The organism is Actinacidiphila cocklensis (genome assembly GCF_907177275.1).
Taxonomy (GTDB): Bacteria; Actinomycetota; Actinomycetes; order Streptomycetales; family Streptomycetaceae; genus Actinacidiphila; species Actinacidiphila cocklensis.
Genome location: NZ_CAJSLV010000051.1, coordinates 15,784 through 31,348 on the forward strand (window position 1 = coordinate 15,784; position 15,565 = coordinate 31,348).

Annotated in this window: 12 protein-coding genes; 7 read left to right on the plus strand and 5 right to left on the minus strand. The window is 71.8% G+C overall.

Annotation, left to right across the window (positions count from 1 at the left end; all coding sequences use genetic code 11):
- Window positions 1-6 precede the first annotated feature (6 nt).
- The 4 genes from NFU81_RS14620 to NFU81_RS14635 form a co-directional block, all read right to left on the minus strand.
- Entirely contained in the window at window positions 7-1,773 is a 1,767-nt protein-coding gene (locus NFU81_RS14620) for a serine/threonine protein kinase (protein WP_251489682.1), read from the minus strand.
- Between the two features lie 136 nt (window positions 1,774-1,909).
- A complete protein-coding gene (gad, locus tag NFU81_RS14625) occupies window positions 1,910-3,310 on the minus strand; it encodes a glutamate decarboxylase (protein WP_251489684.1) in 1,401 nt (466 codons plus the stop codon).
- Between the two features lie 486 nt (window positions 3,311-3,796).
- Window positions 3,797-4,162 carry a YbjQ family protein gene (locus NFU81_RS14630; protein ID WP_251489685.1) on the minus strand — a complete coding sequence of 122 codons (366 nt, stop codon included), beginning with the start codon at window positions 4,160-4,162 and terminating at the stop codon, window positions 3,797-3,799.
- 42 nt (window positions 4,163-4,204) lie between these two features.
- Window positions 4,205-5,593 carry an ABC transporter ATP-binding protein gene (locus tag NFU81_RS14635; RefSeq protein ID WP_251489686.1) on the minus strand — a complete coding sequence of 463 codons (1,389 nt, stop codon included), beginning with the start codon at window positions 5,591-5,593 and terminating at the stop codon, window positions 4,205-4,207.
- Window positions 5,594-5,754: 161 nt separating this feature from the next.
- Here NFU81_RS14635 and NFU81_RS14640 point away from each other — a divergent pair, with 161 nt between their 5' ends.
- Window positions 5,755-6,471, plus strand: coding sequence for a DedA family protein (locus NFU81_RS14640; RefSeq protein ID WP_251489688.1), 717 nt, complete (start codon window positions 5,755-5,757; stop codon window positions 6,469-6,471).
- Between the two features lie 9 nt (window positions 6,472-6,480).
- Entirely contained in the window at window positions 6,481-7,971 is a 1,491-nt protein-coding gene (locus NFU81_RS14645) for a threonine/serine exporter family protein (RefSeq protein WP_251489690.1), read from the plus strand.
- A 113-nt stretch (window positions 7,972-8,084) separates the two neighbouring features.
- Here the strand turns inward: NFU81_RS14645 and dacB are convergent, their stop codons facing one another.
- Window positions 8,085-9,437: a D-alanyl-D-alanine carboxypeptidase/D-alanyl-D-alanine endopeptidase gene (gene dacB / locus NFU81_RS14650; RefSeq protein ID WP_251489691.1), complete on the minus strand. Its 1,353-nt coding sequence runs from the start codon at window positions 9,435-9,437 to the stop codon at window positions 8,085-8,087.
- Window positions 9,438-9,551: 114 nt separating this feature from the next.
- Here dacB and NFU81_RS14655 point away from each other — a divergent pair, with 114 nt between their 5' ends.
- From NFU81_RS14655 to ftsH, 5 genes are all read left to right on the plus strand, one after another.
- Window positions 9,552-10,046, plus strand: a complete 495-nt coding sequence (locus tag NFU81_RS14655; RefSeq protein ID WP_033173553.1) for an inorganic diphosphatase — start codon at window positions 9,552-9,554, stop codon at window positions 10,044-10,046.
- Window positions 10,047-10,160: 114 nt separating this feature from the next.
- A complete protein-coding gene (locus NFU81_RS14660) occupies window positions 10,161-11,357 on the plus strand; it encodes a zinc-dependent metalloprotease (RefSeq protein WP_251489692.1) in 1,197 nt (398 codons plus the stop codon).
- A gap of 259 nt (window positions 11,358-11,616) precedes the next feature.
- A complete protein-coding gene (gene tilS / locus NFU81_RS14665; protein WP_251489693.1) occupies window positions 11,617-12,612 on the plus strand; it encodes a tRNA lysidine(34) synthetase TilS in 996 nt (331 codons plus the stop codon).
- A gap of 43 nt (window positions 12,613-12,655) precedes the next feature.
- On the plus strand, window positions 12,656-13,210 hold the full coding sequence (gene hpt, locus NFU81_RS14670; RefSeq protein ID WP_308208289.1) for a hypoxanthine phosphoribosyltransferase: 555 nt from the start codon (window positions 12,656-12,658) through the stop codon (window positions 13,208-13,210).
- Between the two features lie 211 nt (window positions 13,211-13,421).
- Entirely contained in the window at window positions 13,422-15,476 is a 2,055-nt protein-coding gene (ftsH, locus tag NFU81_RS14675; RefSeq protein WP_251489695.1) for an ATP-dependent zinc metalloprotease FtsH, read from the plus strand.
- The last annotated feature ends 89 nt before the right edge of the window (window positions 15,477-15,565 follow it).

Below are 15,565 nucleotides of genomic sequence, written 5' to 3' on the forward strand. Positions count from 1 at the left end.
CCGTCCTCAGCGGTAGCGGTAGCACAGGGTGTACGACAGCTCGGGGTAGTTGTTCGGCCGCCAGGTCGCCCACGCGTCGTTGCCGCAGAACTTGCTGTCGTTGTACTTCGGGGTGCGGCCGGTGACGATGACGTTGGCGCTGCCGCACTTCGCCGCGTGCAGCGAGGGGTGGGTGGACGAGCCGCTGAAGTGCATGCACTGGTTCAGCACGGCGTGGCCCGCGTCGTCCGGGTAGACCATCGACAGGCACAGCGTGACGTCGAGGTCGGACCGGCCGCTCACCCCGAAGTGCTCGGCCCAGTCGTTGTTGCGCAGGCCCTTGCAGCGGCTGCCGTCCGTCGTCCCGGTGATCCGCTGCTGCACGGTGAAGGCGCCGGTCTGGCACTGCAGCTCGTCCCAGTCGCTGGTGGCGCTGTCGCCGTAGACGCACGTGCCGGCCGTCGCGTGGTACGCGGTGCCGTTCTCGTACTGGTAGCTCAGGCACAGCACGAGGTTCTGGGAGGAGTACGACACGTTCCAGTCGTCGCCGGGGAGCCTGTCGCAGCCGCTGGTGGCGGTGGTGCCCTGGAGGACCTGGACGACCTTGAAGGTCCGCGGCGCGCAGACCGTCGGCGTCAGGTCCGCGGTCTGCTCCGTCCCGCTGTTGTCGAAGCAGTCGCCGGCCTGGGCGGTCGCGATCGGGTCGTCCTGCGTCGGCGATGCGGACGGGATGCCGGAGACGTCCGACGGGTCGTCGTCGCTGCCGTCGTCGCTGCCGCTGTCACTGCCGCCGCTGGCGCCCGGGTCGGTGCTGCCGTCGGAGGGCAGGCTGCCGTCGAAGGAGGGCAGGCTCGGCAGGCCGGTCGCCGTCGCGCCCGCGGGCGGCTTCACCGAGAAGTCGTCGTGGCCCGAGCTGCCCGCCGTCAGGATGAAGACGGCGAACAGGGCAAGCGTCACGGCGGTCGCCACGACGGAGGCCGGCACGTCACGCCACCACGGCCGCTGCGCGGGTATCGCGGGTATCGCGGGCGCTCCGGGCATCGGAACGCCGCCCAGGGGAACGCCGGCCAGGGGAACGCCGCCCTGCGGAGGGCCGCCGTTCAGCCGGCCGAGCAGGTCGTGGACCGTGGGCCGGGCGGCGGGCTGCGCGCTCAGGCAGTCGGCGATCAGCAGCCCGAGCACCGGGTCGGCTATCGGCGGCGGCCCCGGCTGCCAGCCGGCCGAGGCGGGGGCCGGCGGGCGGCCGGTCGCGGCGAAGTAGAGGGCCGCGCCCAGGCTGTAGACGGCGTCCGGGTCCCCGCCGCCCGCCCCCGGTACGGCGTGCGCGATCCCGAAGGGGGCCAGCCGCGGACCCTCGGGCGTCATGAACACGGCGGACGGCTCCAGGCCGGCCAGGCGGACGCCGGCCTGCTGGGCGCCCGCCAGCGCACCGGTCAGCGCCACCGCCACGTCCCGCAGCTGGTTCGGCGGCAGCGGCCCGAGCCCGGTGACCGCCGTCGCCAGCGTCGCCACGTCGGGACCGGCCGAGGCCACCCAGGGCGCAGGACCTTCGGTGTCCGCGTCGACGGGCAGGACGTACGGGCCTGCGGCGCGGCGGGCGTCGTTCACGTCCGTGCGGAAGCGGGCGCGGACCTGCGGGTCGGCCGCCAGGTGCGGGTGCAGCACCGTGACGGTGACCGACGCCCCCGCCGGATGCCGTCCCGCGTACGCCTGCCCCAGCTCGTTCGCGCCCAGCCTGCCCGTCAGCTGGTACGGGCCGACCTGTGCCGGGTCGCCCATCATCAGCGGTTCCATCTCGCCGTTCCCCCGTTCCTTCGCACCCGTGCCACCCGAGGTGCGCCACTACGTGAACGCCGGTCAGCCGACCGGAAGGGGACACTGTGGCACTGCCGCGGCCGGCTGCGCCACCGGGTGGGAGGGGGCGGAGGGTTCAGTGGTGGAAGGCGGTCGCCACCGACTCGGGGCGGTTCAACGGGCCAGGCTGGCGGTGCAGTTCCGGCAGCAGCCGGGTGAGGTCGTTCATCAGCAGGTCGGCCAGGTCCTCGGAGAAGCCGTTGCGGCACACCACCCGCAGCACCGCCAGGTCCTGACGGTCGGCCGGGTACGTGTACGCGGGCACCAGCCAGCCGTGCTCGCGCAGCCGCCGCGAGACGTCGAAGACGTCGAAGGCCGTGACGTCGGGCGCGGTGGTCACCGCGAAGACCGGCAGCTCGTCGCCCCGGGTGATCAGCCGGAACTCGTCCAGCGCGGCGAAGCGGTCGGCGACCGAGACGGCCACGTCCCTGCTGGTCTGCTGGACCGCCCGGTAGCCGTCCTTTCCGAGCCGCAGGAACGTGTAGTACTGCGCCACCACCTGGGCGCCGGGGCGGGAGAAGTTCAGCGCGAAGGTCGGCATGTCGCCGCCCAGGTAGTTCACCCGGAAGACCAGCTCCTCGGGCAGCGCGTCGGCGTCCCGCCACAGCGCCCAGCCGACACCGGGGTAGACCAGGCCGTACTTGTGCCCCGAGGTGTTGATCGACGTGACCCGCGGCAGCCGGAAGTCCCACACCAGGTCCTCGTCGAGGAACGGCGCGACCATGCCGCCCGAGGCGCCGTCCACGTGCACCGGGATGTGGTGGCCTGTGCGCTCCTCGTACGCGTCCAGGGCCGCGCAGATCTCGGCGACCGGCTCGTAGGACCCGTCGAAGGTCGAACCGAGCACGGCGACCACGCCGATGGTGTTCTCGTCGCACAGCGCGAGCGCGGAGTCCGCGTCCAGGTGCAGGCGGTCGCCGCTCATCGGGGCGAGGCGGGCCTCGACCTCCCAGAACGTGCAGAACTTCTCCCAGCACACCTGCACGTTGGCGCCCATCACCAGGTTCGGCCTGGCCGTCGCCGGGTAGCCCTTGGTGCGCTTGGACCAGCGGCGCTTCAGCGCCATTCCGGCGAGCATGCACGCCTCGGACGAGCCGGTGGTCGAGCAGCCCACCACCGCGTCCGGGTCGGGGGCGTTCCACAGATCGCCGAGGATCGCCACGCAGCGCCGCTCCAGCTCGGCCGTACGCGGGTACTCGTCCTTGTCGATCATGTTCTTGTCGCGGCACTCAGCCATCAGGATGTCCGCCTGGGGTTCCATCCAGGTCGTGACGAAGGTGGCGAGGTTGAGCCGCGAGTTGCCGTCGAGCATCAGCTCGTCGTGCACGAGCTGGTACGCCGCGTGCGGCGTCATCGGCCCGTCCGGCAACTGGTGCTTGGGCGGTGCCGTCGTCCGCCCCGAAACGGGGTCGGCTTCGCCGAAGAAGGGGTTCACCGCGATTGCCCGCGGGCTGCCTGAGCCTTTGTGCAGTGCCATGTCTCGCACGATACGACTGCCTCTGCGGCTCCGCCCCCCGAGCCTTCACCCCCTCCGCGGGGGGCGCGCTTCCGCAGGGCGCGGTGGCTGGGGGCTCCCCTTCGGGGTACGTCCCGCCGTGTGGGGGTCCCCTTGCGGAAGGGGGCAACCCTCAGGGGCGCGGGGAACTGCGCGCCCAGCCCGCACCGGCGGGTGGTCCGGGGCGGAGCGAAGAGCCCCTCCGGGTCGGTGGCGAGCCGCGCGCGGTCGGTGGCTGGTCGCGCCGTTCCTCGCGCCCCTTCGGGGTACGTCCCGCCGTGTGGGGGTCCCCTTGCGGAAGGGGGTGCCTGACAGGGGCGCGGGGAACTGCGCGCTCAGCCCCCACCGGCGGGTGGTCCGGGGCGGAGCGAAGAGTCCCTCCGGGCCGGTGGCGACCCGCGCCACTGAGAAGCGCGAACCCGCTGCGGAAGAGGGCACCCACCCGGGGGAGGCGCCCCCCAGGGGGCGCTACGCGCGGGTGAGGACCACGGCGGAGCCGTATGCGCAGACTTCCGTACCGACGTCAGCCGCCTCGCTGACGTCGAACCGCATCGCCAGAACCGCGTTCGCGCCCCGCGCACGCGCCTGCTCGACAAGGCGCTGCATGGCCTGGTTGCGGGTCTCGACCAGCGTCTTGGTCAGACCCTTGAGCTCACCGCCGACCATGGACTTCAGGCCCGCACCGATCTGGCTGCCGAGGTGCCGGGAGCGGACCGTCAGGCCGAACACCTCGCCGATGACCCGTTCCACGCGAAAGCCGGGCGCGTCGTTCGTGGTGACGACCAGGATGTCCGCGCCCTGTTCCTGCCCACCGCCGAAATCATCGATTCCCATGGGAAGAAGCATCGCCCGGCGGTGGGCCTGCCGCAGCCGCGGCTACTCCAGGCGCGGCTGCTGCGCGGGGGCCGGGCAGATGCGCTGGCCCTCCTGGTCGAAGACGTACAGGTGCGCGAGGTCCACCAGCAGCGGGACGCGGTCCCCGCGGCGTACCCGGATGTCGGGTCCCGTGCGGACGACGAGGTCGCCGGTCTGCGTCTCCGGCGTCGAGGGCCGGTCCATGACCGACACCGGCGCCTGCTGCGGCTTGGGCGGCAGCCCGTCGGAGGACGCCGAGGAGGAGCTGTCGCGCTCCATGACGCTGGCCTGGATGCGCCGCGCGGCCTTCTGCGCGAGCTTGCCGAGCCCGACGCCGCTGCCGCCCCGGCGGGAGCCGTTCCTGGCCGCCGAGGTGGGGCGCGGGGCCTCCAGCTCGGGGACCACCGCGGGACGCGACCCGGTGTTGAGGTGCACCAGCGACTCGTGGCCCTGGTACTCGACGTGCTCGACGATGCCGCTGAGCACCACCTCGCCGGCGTGCGCCTGGCTGGGCTGGGCGATGCGCACCGCCTCCGAGCGCAGCCCGACGATGATGCGCCGGCCCTGCTGGATGCGCAGCATCTGGTGGTCGTAGTTCAGCGGCTCGGGCAGCCCGAGCCGCTGCCGGCCGAAGTCGATCCACATCCCGCCGGTGAGCGGGGCGATGACGGTGGCCTGGAGCAGGTTGATCCGCGGGGTGCCGACGAAGGCGGCGACGAAGACGTTCTCCGGCAGGTGGTACGCCTCACGCGGGCTGCTGATCTGCTGCAGCACACCGCTGCGCATGATCGCGACCCGGTCGCCGAGGGACATGGCCTCGGCCTGGTCGTGGGTGACGTAGACGGTCGTGACGCCCATGCCGTGGGTGAGGCGGGCGATCTCCGCGCGCAGGTGGGCGCGCAGCTTCGCGTCGAGGTTGGACAGCGGCTCGTCCATCAGGAAGACCGAGGGGTGCCGGGAGATCGCGCGGCCCATTGCCACGCGCTGGCGCTCACCGCCGGAGAGCTGCCCGGGGTAGCGGTCGAGGATCTCCTCGATGCCGAGGATGCGGGCGGTCTCGTCGACCCGCGGCCCGTGCTCCTCGCCCGGCATCTCGAACCGCAGCGGGAAGCCGATGTTCTCCCGGCTGGTCATGCTCGGGTAGAGGGCGAAGTTCTGGAAGACCATGGCCATCCGGCGGTCGCCGGGCGCGAGGTCGTTCGAATACTCGCCGTCGAGCAGCAGTTCGCCCGTGGTGATGTCCTCGAGCCCGGCGATCATCCGCAGGACCGTGGACTTGCCGCAACCGGAAGGACCCAGGAGCACCAGGAACTCCCCTGGTGCGATGTCCAGCGAGAACCGGTCCACGGCAGGCGACGGCTGCTTGGGGTAGTACTTGGAAACTTCGTGCAGGGTGATGGCGCGAGTCATAACGGGAGCCGCCAGGTGGTTCGGACGCAGTGACGGGGCACGTGGGGGGATGACTTTCCGGACATGCGAAGGTGGTGCGCGGGTGACACTGCGGAGAAGGTAGTCCACTACTCGCAGGTTGCGGAACGTTTGTATCAACACTGCATTGATACTTTTGGATCGTGACGAACATCGCCCTCGGTCCGAGCTGGCTCTCTCCCGACCATCTGATCAACACGTACGGCCTGTGGGGCGTACTGCTGATCGTGTTCGCGGAGTCCGGGCTGCTGATCGGATTCTTCCTGCCCGGTGACTCCCTGCTGTTCACGACGGGTCTGCTGGTCGCGGGCGGCACCCTGGACAAGCCGCTGTGGGCCGTGGCGCCGCTGATCGCCGTCGCCTCCGTGCTGGGGCAGCAGGTCGGCTACCTGTTCGGGCGCAAGGTCGGCCCCTCGCTCTTCCGGCGGCCCGACTCGCGGCTCTTCAAGATGGAGAACATCGAGAAGGCGCACGAGTTTTTCGATCGGCACGGCTCCAAAGCCATCGTGATGGCGTGCTTCGTGCCGATCGTCAGAACGTTCACCCCGATCGTCGCAGGCGTCAGCCGAATGAACTACCGCACCTTTGCCACCTTCAATGTCATCGGCGGCACGCTGTGGGGCGCCGGGGTCACCCTGCTGGGTTACTGGCTCGGGCAGATCGCATTCGTCAAGGACAACATCGAGGCGATCCTCGTCCTGGTGGTGCTGGTGTCCGTGGTGCCGCTGGGCATCGAGTACCTGCGCTCGCGCCGCAGGGCGAAGGCCGGGCCGGCGGCGCACGAGCCCGAGGGCGGAGAGACGTCCGAGGCCACCGCGGTCTCGCGTGGTGGCGGCCGGCACCGCGCGCAGAAGAACTGAGGCGGGCGGGTGACGGGCGGCGGCGGCCCGGGAGCAGGGGAGGAACGCGAGGCGGGGTCCGCCTTCACACCGCCCGAGGGCTTCCCGATCCTCCCCCTGCCGCCGGGTGACGCCCGCTGGCAGGACCGCATGCGGACCTTCGTACGGCTGCCCGTCACCGAGCGGCCGGGACCCGAGGCCGCCTTCGACCGGCCCGAGACCGGGCACACCGTGTCCGTGCCGAGGGTGCTCGACCTGACCCTGCGCATCGGCGAGCTGCTGCTCGCCGGGGGTGAGGGCGCGGAGGACGTCGAGGCCGCGATGCTCGGGGTGGCGTACGCCTACGGGCTCGCCCGGGTGGAGCCCAACGTCACCTTCACCCTGCTGGGCATCTCCTACCAGCCCTCGCTGACCGAGCCGCCGCTGACCGCGAGCCGTACGGTGCGCCGCCGCGTCACCGACTACACCCGGCTCGCCGCGGTCTACCGGCTCGTGGACGGCATCACCACGGGTGAGGCGACCCTGGAGGACGCCTACCGGCGGCTCGCCGACATCCGCCGCAACCGGCACCCGTACGGCAGCTGGCTGCTCACCTGCGCCGCCGGGCTGCTCGCGGGCGCGGCCAGCCTGCTGGTCGGCGGCAACCTGATCATCTTCCTCGCCGCCGGGCTCGCCGCGATGCTCGGCGACCGGCTGGCGTGGCTGCTGGCCGGGCGCGGGATCCCGGAGTTCTACCAGTTCGCGGCGGCCGCGATGCCCGCCGCCGCGATAGGGGTGGTGGTGGACCGCGCGCACTGGATTCCGGGCGCCGCGGGCGTCCAGTCCTCCGCGGTCATCACCGGCGGGCTGTTCGCGCTGCTGCCGGGCCGCGCGCTGGTCGCCGCCGTCCAGGACGGCCTGACCGGCTTCTACATCACCGCGTCGGCCCGGCTGCTCGAAGTGATCTACCTCGTCGTCGGCATCGTCATCGGCGTCACGCTGATCCTCTACGCGGGCGTCCACCTCGGCGCCGACCTCAACCCGGACCAGGCGATCCGGGCGTACGACCACCCGTGGGTGCAGCTGGTCGCCGCGATGGTGCTGACGCTGGCCTTCGCCGTGCTGCTCCAGTGCGAGCGGGCGGTGCTCCTGCTCGCCACGCTCAACGGGGGCGTGGCGTGGACGGTCTTCGGCGTCCTGCACCAGCAGGCGGGCGGCAACCAGGTCGCTGCGACCGCCGCCGCGGCGGGCCTGGTCGGGCTGTTCGGGCAGCTCATGGCCCGCTACCGGTACGTGTCCGTCCTGCCGTACGTGACGGCGGCGATCGGGCCGCTGCTGCCCGGCTCCGCGACGTACTTCGGCCTGCTGGCTTTCACCCAGAACCACGCGGCCCAGGGCTTCACGCAGCTCACCCGGGCCGCGGCGCTTGCGCTGGCGCTGGCCATCGGGGTCAACCTCGGCAACGAGATCGCCCGCCTCGCCCTCCCCACCCCCGGCCCTGCGGCCCCCCGCCGCGCGGCGAAGCGCACACGTGGTTTCTAGGGGGTTCCCCTCCCCCCGGCGGTGCGCGCCTCGTCCCGGGACCTTCCCCCGGGTTGCGACGAGCCACCGCCGGGGGAAGGTCCCGGGGCCGCCCGCAGGGGCAGGGCAGGGGGTCAGCCGCGGGAGACGCCGGAGGCAAGCGCGTCCAGAGCCGCCTGCGCGGCATCCGCGGAAGTCGTGCCCTGGGTCATGAAGGAGAACGCCAGGACGCGCCCCGCAGGGGTGACCGTCACCCCCGCGATCGTGTTCGTGCCGGTCAGCGTGCCGGTCTTCGCCCGGACGACCCCCGCACCGGGGCTCGCCGCGAAACGGGACGCGAGCGTGCCGGTGAAGGCCGCGACGGGAAGCCCGGCGAGGACCGGGCGCAGCTCGGGGTGGGCGGGGGACGCGGCCAGGGCGAGGATGCGGGTGAGCGTCGCGGGCGACAGCGCGTCGGTGTGGTCCAGGCCGCTCCCGTCGGCGAAGACGGCGTGCACGAGGGGCACGCCGTACTGCCGCAGCGCCGCCGCGATCGCCTTCGCGCCGCCCGCGAAGGAGGCCGGGTGGCCGGAGGCCAGGGCGACCTGCCGGGCCAGCGCCTCCGCGAGGTCGTTGTCGGAGTCGGTGAGCATCCGCTCGACCAGCTCGCTGACCGGCGCCGACTGGTGCACGGCGAGCCGCGTACCCCCGGCGCCGCGCGCGGGCGCGGGCCCGCCGGCCACGGTGATGCCGTGCGAGCGCAGCAGGGCCGCGAAGGACGTGGCCGCGGAGAGGGCCGGGTGGGTGGTGCGGGTCGCAGGCCCGCCGGTGCTGGCGTCGAGGCGGCCCTCGCGCACCATCAGCGCGGTGACCGGTGCGAGGTTCTCGTTGTAGCCGATGGGGTGCAGCACGGGACCTGAGTAGAGCGACGTGTCGTAGCCGAGCCGTACCGATGTGGTGCCGCGAGCGTGCAGCGCGGCCGCGGTGTCGGCGGCGAGCCGGTCGAGTTCGAGCGTCGGGTCGCCGCCGCCGACGAGCACGATGCGCCCGGGTCCGAGGGCGACGACGCTGGTCGCCAGGGTGCGGGAGCCGCCCAGGACACCGAGCGCGGCGGTGGCGGTGGCGAGCTTGGTGGTGGACGCGGGGGTGGAGGCGGTGCTCGGCCGGTGGGCGTAGAGCAGCTTCCCGGTGGTGACGTCTATCACCGCCCCGGTGCGTACCGTGCCCAGGCCGGGCGAGGCCATCAGCGGCCCGAGCCGGGCCGCGAGAGCCGCGGCGGTCTCCGGCGCCCCGCCGCCGGCCGCGGCCAGGACAGGCGCGGCGGAGGCGGCGGGCGGCGCGGCATAGGGCCGCGGCGACGCGGTCGCGGCGGACCGTACCGGCGCCTCGTGCCCGTCCCGGGCCGCGGCGAGTGACCGCTCGGCCTTACGCTGACCGCCGTCCCACGGTCCGGCCGCGGCCACCGCACCGGCGGCGACGACCGCGCCTATTGCCGCGGATATCGCCACTACCTGCACATTCCTGCTGTGCGGCACCCCCGACCAGCCCCTTTCGCGACCACCCACTTGCGTGGGAGACACTTAATCACCCGCAGTATGCGCTGATCATGGAGGAGTAGGGCCTTGGAGTTCGACGTCACGATCGAGATCCCGAAGGGTTCGCGGAACAAGTACGAGGTGGACCACGAGACCGGTCGTATCCGCCTGGACCGCCGGCTCTTCACCTCGACCAGCTATCCCGCCGACTACGGCTTCATCGAGAACAGCCTGGGCCAGGACGGCGACCCGCTGGACGCGCTGGTCATCCTGGACGAGCCGACCTTCCCCGGCTGCCTGATCACCTGCCGCGCCATCGGCATGTTCCGCATGACCGACGAGGCCGGCGGCGACGACAAGGTGCTGTGCGTGCCCGCGTCCGACCCGCGGGTGGAGCACCTGCGGGACATCCACCACGTGAGCGAGTTCGACCGGCTGGAGATCCAGCACTTCTTCGAGGTCTACAAGGACCTGGAGCCCGGCAAGTCCGTCGAGGGCGCCGACTGGGTCGGCCGCGCCGAGGCCGAGGCCGAGATCGAGGACTCGTTCCGCCGCCTCAAGGAGCACGGCCCGGGCCACTGACGGCCGCAGCCGCCACGTACGCCCGAGGGGCGGGCCGGGGAATGTCCCCCGGCCCGCCCCTCCGCCTTCTGCGCGGCGCCCCAAAGCGCGGACCGGCAACGTACCGTGAGAGGCATGACGAGCATCGGTGGAAGCGAGATGGTCGACTGGAACCTCGCCGTGGCGACGGCCCAGAGGCTGACGCGCCCTGGGCCTGAGGTGAGCCGGGACGAGGCCCGGGCGATCGTCGCCGAGCTGCGCGGGCACGCGCAGGAGTCGGAGGCGCACGTGCGGGGCTTCACCCGCATGTACGGCGACGGGGAGGTGCCGCCGCACGGCACCCCCGTACTGATCGTGGACCGGGCCGGCTGGGTCAAGGCGAACGTGGCGGGCTTCCGCGAGGTCCTCAAGCCGCTGCTGGTCAAGATGCAGGCGCGCAGGCCCGGCGGCGCGGGGGGTGCGGTGCTCGGCACGGTCGGCGGCAAGGTCACCGGCGTCGAGGTCGGGATGCTGCTGAGCTTCCTGTCCTCCCGGGTGCTCGGGCAGTACGAGACCTTCGCGCCGCCCAGCCGCGACATGCCGGCGGGTCCGGTCAAGCCGGGTCCCGGCGAGTCGCGGGCCGGCCGGCTGCTGCTGGTCGCGCCGAACATCGTGCAGGTCGAGCGGGAGCTGGACGTGGACCCGCACGACTTCCGGCTGTGGGTGTGCCTGCACGAGGAGACGCACCGCACGCAGTTCTCCGCGGTGCCGTGGCTGCGCGACCACATCGAGGGCGAGATCCAGTCGTTCCTGGGCGAGACCGACCTGGACGCGTCGACCGTGATCGAGCGGGTCAGGCAGGCCGTGCAGTCCTTCACCGGCGGCAACGGCGCCAAGGACCCGGCGGCGGAAGGGGCCGAGGAGCGGGCAGCGGCCGCCGACGCGCCTGACGACGGCCGCAGCCTGGTCGACCTGGTCCAGACGCCCACCCAGCGGGAGATCCTGGCCCGGCTGACCGGCGTGATGTCGCTGCTCGAAGGCCACGCCGACTACGTGATGGACGGTGTGGGACCCGACGTCGTGCCGAGCGTCGCGGAGATCCGCGAGAAGTTCAGCCGCCGCCGCGCCAACGGCGCCGGCCGCCTCGACCAGGCGCTGCGCCGGCTGCTCGGCCTGGACGCGAAGCTGCGGCAGTACCGCGACGGCGAGCGGTTCGTACGGGCGGTGGTCGACGAGGTCGGCATGGACGGCTTCAACAAGGTGTGGACGTCGCCCAACACGCTGCCCAGCAAGGCGGAGATCGGCAAGCCCGCGGAATGGGTCGCGCGGGTGCACCGGCGCTCCGACGGCTGACGAGCGAGCGCCGCAGTGGCCGGCCGAGGGACGAGGCCGTCCGCGGAGGGTGCGAGGAGGAAGACGGAGCGGTGAAGGGGTCGCCTGACGCTCTTTCACGCCCCCGGTTCACCCGTCCGAGGGACCGTAGACGCAGGGTAGGGCGTGCGATGCTCGGGTAATGCCCAGAGTTCTGTCACCATCTGGATACCCTGCGTCATCTCCTCTCGTCGATCCTGCTCACCGCAGCCTTCACAGCCTCCTCAGGAGGGAACCGGACATGGGACCCCACCCCACGGTCGCGGCGATACGCCTGGCGGTCCGCCGCGTCCTGCACGACGTCCTCAGCTCGTCCGCAGAACCGCACCCCGTGGTGCTCGCCGCGTGCAGCGGCGGCGCCGACTCCATGGCGCTGGCCGCCGCCCTCGCCTTCGAGGCGCCGCGGCTCGGCGTCAGGGCCGGCGCGGTCACCGTCGACCACGGCCTGCAGGACGGCTCCGCCGTCCGCGCGCAGGAAGTGGCAGGACGGCTGCGCGCGCTCGGCCTGGACCCGGTGGACGCGGTCGGTGTGACCGTCGGCCGCCAGGGCGGCCCCGAGGCCGCGGCCCGCGACGCCCGCTACGCGGCACTCGACGCCGCCGCCGACCGGCGCGGCGCGGCGGCCGTACTGCTCGGCCACACCCGCGACGACCAGGCAGAAACGGTGCTGCTCGGGCTCGCCCGCGGCTCCGGTATCCGCTCGCTTTCCGGCATGGCCGCGGTCTCCGGGGCCGGCGGCCGCTACCGGCGGCCCTTCCTGCTGCTGGACCGCGACACCGTGCGCCAGGGCTGCCTGGCCCAGGGCATCACGGTCTGGGAGGACCCGCACAACCACGACCCCGCCTACACCCGCTCCCGGGTCAGGCACGAGGCGCTGCCGGTGCTGGAGAAGTCGCTCGGCAAGGGCGTCGTCGAGGCGCTGGCCCGTACCGCCCAGCTCTCCAGGGACGACGCCGACGCGCTCGACCAGTGGGCGGCCGACGCCCAGGCGGACGCGGCGGGCGACGACGGCAGCCTGGACGTGCGCCGGCTGGCGACGCTGCCGGCGGCGGTGCGCCGCCGGGTGCTGCGCAGGACGGCGATCGCGGCCGGGTCACCGCCGGGCTTCCTCTTCGCCCGGCACATCGAGGAGGTGGACCGCCTGGTCACCGGCTGGCACGGGCAGAAGGCGCTCAACCTGCCGGGCGGCGTCGCCGTACTGCGGGCCAATGGCAGACTGGTGTTCTCGCCGTCGTAGAGGCGCCGGCGTGGACCCGAGCAGCTGAGGGATGTACCAGGCAGTGAACGAGATCGACATGGGCACCGACCTGGAGAAAGTACTCATCTCCAAGGCAGAGATCGACGCCAAGCTGGTGGAGCTGGCTGCGGAGATCGACCGGGACTACGCGGGTAAGGACCTGCTGATCGTGGGGGTGCTCAAGGGCGCCGTCATGGTCATGGCGGACCTGGCCCGCGCCCTGTCGAGCGAGGTCACCATGGACTGGATGGCGGTGTCCTCCTACGGCGCCGGCACCAAGTCCTCCGGCGTGGTGCGCATCCTCAAGGACCTCGACACCGACATCGCCGGCCGGGACGTGCTGATCGTCGAGGACATCATCGACTCGGGCCTGACGCTCTCCTGGCTCATCAGCAACCTCGGCTCGCGCGGCCCGGCCTCCCTGGAGGTCTGCACTCTGCTGCGCAAGCCCGAGGCGGCCAAGGTCGAGATCGACGTGAAGTACACCGGCTTCGAGATTCCCAGCGAATTCGTCGTCGGTTACGGCCTGGACTATGCCGAGAAGTACCGGAATCTGCCCTTCGTCGGGACGCTCGCCCCGCACGTCTACGGCGGCTGACCGCCGCCCGGGCGGGCACAGGGAACCGATGGCACTTTCCCAGCGTTGGAGCAGGGGAAAGCGGGTTGGTTAACAGTCGGCGGCGCCCTCGGGTGACAATGCTGGGGTACCGTCCGAAGGTCGGGTCATTACAACACCGGATGCATGCGCCGCCAGCAGGCGGCGGTGCCTCACTGTGGCAGGAGGGACGGGGCGGTTTCGCCCCGCATGGATGGACGTGAAGCGCTATTTCCGTGGGCCAGTGATGTGGATCGTGCTGGTTGTCCTCGCTGTGATCGTGTTGATGCAGGTCGTCGGGTCTGGCGGCGGCTACAAGACGGTGGACACCGGCGCGGTTCTGCATGCGATCGACACCAACCAGGCCAAATCAGCCGAGCTGACCACCGGAGACGACAACTCCATCAAGGTCCAGCTCAAAGACGGCGTGAAGATCGAGGGCAGCTCCAAGGTCAGGGCCAGCTACATCGGCGACCAGGGTGCCGCGATCGCCGCCGACCTGCAGCGGATCGTGGACGGTCAGGTCAAGGGAGTCCAGCTCCCCGACAAGTACACCGTCTCGCAGTCCAAGCAGAACGCCTTCCTCGGCATTCTGCTGTCGCTGCTGCCCTTCGTCCTGATCGTGGTGGTCTTCCTCTTCCTGATGAACCAGATGCAGGGCGGCGGTTCGCGCGTCATGCAGTTCGGGAAGTCCAAGGCCAAGCTGATCACCAAGGACACCCCCAAGACGACGTTCTCGGACGTCGCGGGCTGTGACGAGGCGGTGGAGGAGCTCCAGGAGATCAAGGAGTTCCTGCAGGAGCCGGCCAAGTTCCAGGCCGTCGGCGCCAAGATCCCCAAGGGCGTGCTGCTGTACGGCCGCCCTGGTACCGGCAAGACGCTGCTCGCGCGGGCCGTCGCCGGTGAGGCGGGCGTGCCGTTCTACTCGATCTCCGGTTCCGACTTCGTCGAGATGTTCGTCGGTGTCGGCGCCAGCCGGGTCCGCGACCTGTTCGAGCAGGCCAAGGCCAACGCACCGGCCATCGTCTTCGTCGACGAGATCGACGCCGTCGGCCGGCACCGCGGTGCGGGCCTCGGCGGCGGGCACGACGAGCGTGAGCAGACCCTCAACCAGCTGCTGGTCGAGATGGACGGCTTCGACGTGAAGGGCGGCGTGATCCTGATCGCCGCCACGAACCGGCCCGACATCCTGGACCCGGCGCTGCTGCGCCCGGGCCGCTTCGACCGGCAGATCGCGGTCGACCCGCCGGACCTTCAGGGCCGTCTGGAGATCCTCACGGTCCACCAGAAGGGCAAGCCGATCGCGCCGGACGTCGACCTGATGGCCGTCGCCCGCCGCACGCCGGGCTTCACCGGTGCGGACCTGAGCAACGTGCTGAACGAGGCCGCGCTGCTCACCGCCCGCGGCGACAAGAAGCTGATCGACAACGGCGTGCTGGACGAGGCCATCGACCGCGTCGTGGCCGGGCCGCAGAAGCGCACCCGCATCATGTCGGACAAGGAGAAGAAGATCACCGCGTACCACGAGGGCGGACACGCCCTGGTCGCGGCGGCCTCGCCCAACTCCGACCCGGTGCACAAGGTGACGATCCTGTCCCGCGGCCGCGCCCTGGGCTACACGATGGTGCTGCCCGACGAGGACAAGTACTCGACCACGCGCAACGAGATGCTCGACCAGCTCGCCTACATGATGGGCGGCCGGGCGGCGGAGGAACTGGTCTTCCACGACCCGACCACCGGCGCGTCCAACGACATCGAGAAGGCCACCACCACGGCCCGCGCGATGGTCACCCAGTACGGCATGACCGAGCGGCTGGGAGCGATCAAGTTCGGCTCCAGCGACTCCGAGCCCTTCCTCGGACGTGAGATGGGCCACCAGCGCGACTACTCGGAAGAGGTCGCCGGGCTGGTGGACGAGGAGGTCAAGAAGCTGATCGAGACGGCGCACAACGAGGCCTGGGAGATCCTGGTCGAGAACCGCGACGTCCTGGACAACCTCGTGCTGGCCCTGCTGGAGCGGGAGACGCTGAACAAGGAGGAGATCGCCGAGATCTTCGCCCCGATCGTGAAGCGCCCGCCGCGTCCGGCCTGGACCGGTTCCGCCCGGCGTACGCCGTCCACCCGTCCCCCGGTGCTCTCGCCGAAGGAGCTGGCGCTGACCAACGGCAGCCAGCAGCCCTCCAACGGCAACGGCCCGGCGGCGATCACGACGACGAAGCCGCCCGTGGAGCCCGTCGACCTGCCCGAGGACGGCAGGAACGACAGCTGACAAGCCGCAGGTCCGGGAGCCTCCCGGAATGAAGGCCGCGGTCCCGGGGTTTTACCCTGTGGCCGCGGCCTTTTGTTGTCGCGGCTCCC

Excerpts from the sequence above, each read along its gene's own strand:
- NFU81_RS14620 (WP_251489682.1), bottom strand. The coding sequence starts at position 1,773 with ATGGAACCGCTGATGATGGGCGACCCGGCACAGGTCGGCCCGTACCAG.
- gad (WP_251489684.1), bottom strand. The coding sequence starts at position 3,310 with ATGGCACTGCACAAAGGCTCAGGCAGCCCGCGGGCAATCGCGGTGAAC.
- NFU81_RS14630 (WP_251489685.1), bottom strand. The coding sequence starts at position 4,162 with ATGGGAATCGATGATTTCGGCGGTGGGCAGGAACAGGGCGCGGACATC.
- NFU81_RS14635 (WP_251489686.1), bottom strand. The coding sequence starts at position 5,593 with ATGACTCGCGCCATCACCCTGCACGAAGTTTCCAAGTACTACCCCAAG.
- NFU81_RS14660 (WP_251489692.1), top strand. The coding sequence starts at position 10,161 with ATGACGAGCATCGGTGGAAGCGAGATGGTCGACTGGAACCTCGCCGTG.
- tilS (WP_251489693.1), top strand. The coding sequence starts at position 11,617 with ATGGGACCCCACCCCACGGTCGCGGCGATACGCCTGGCGGTCCGCCGC.
- ftsH (WP_251489695.1), top strand. The coding sequence starts at position 13,422 with ATGGACGTGAAGCGCTATTTCCGTGGGCCAGTGATGTGGATCGTGCTG.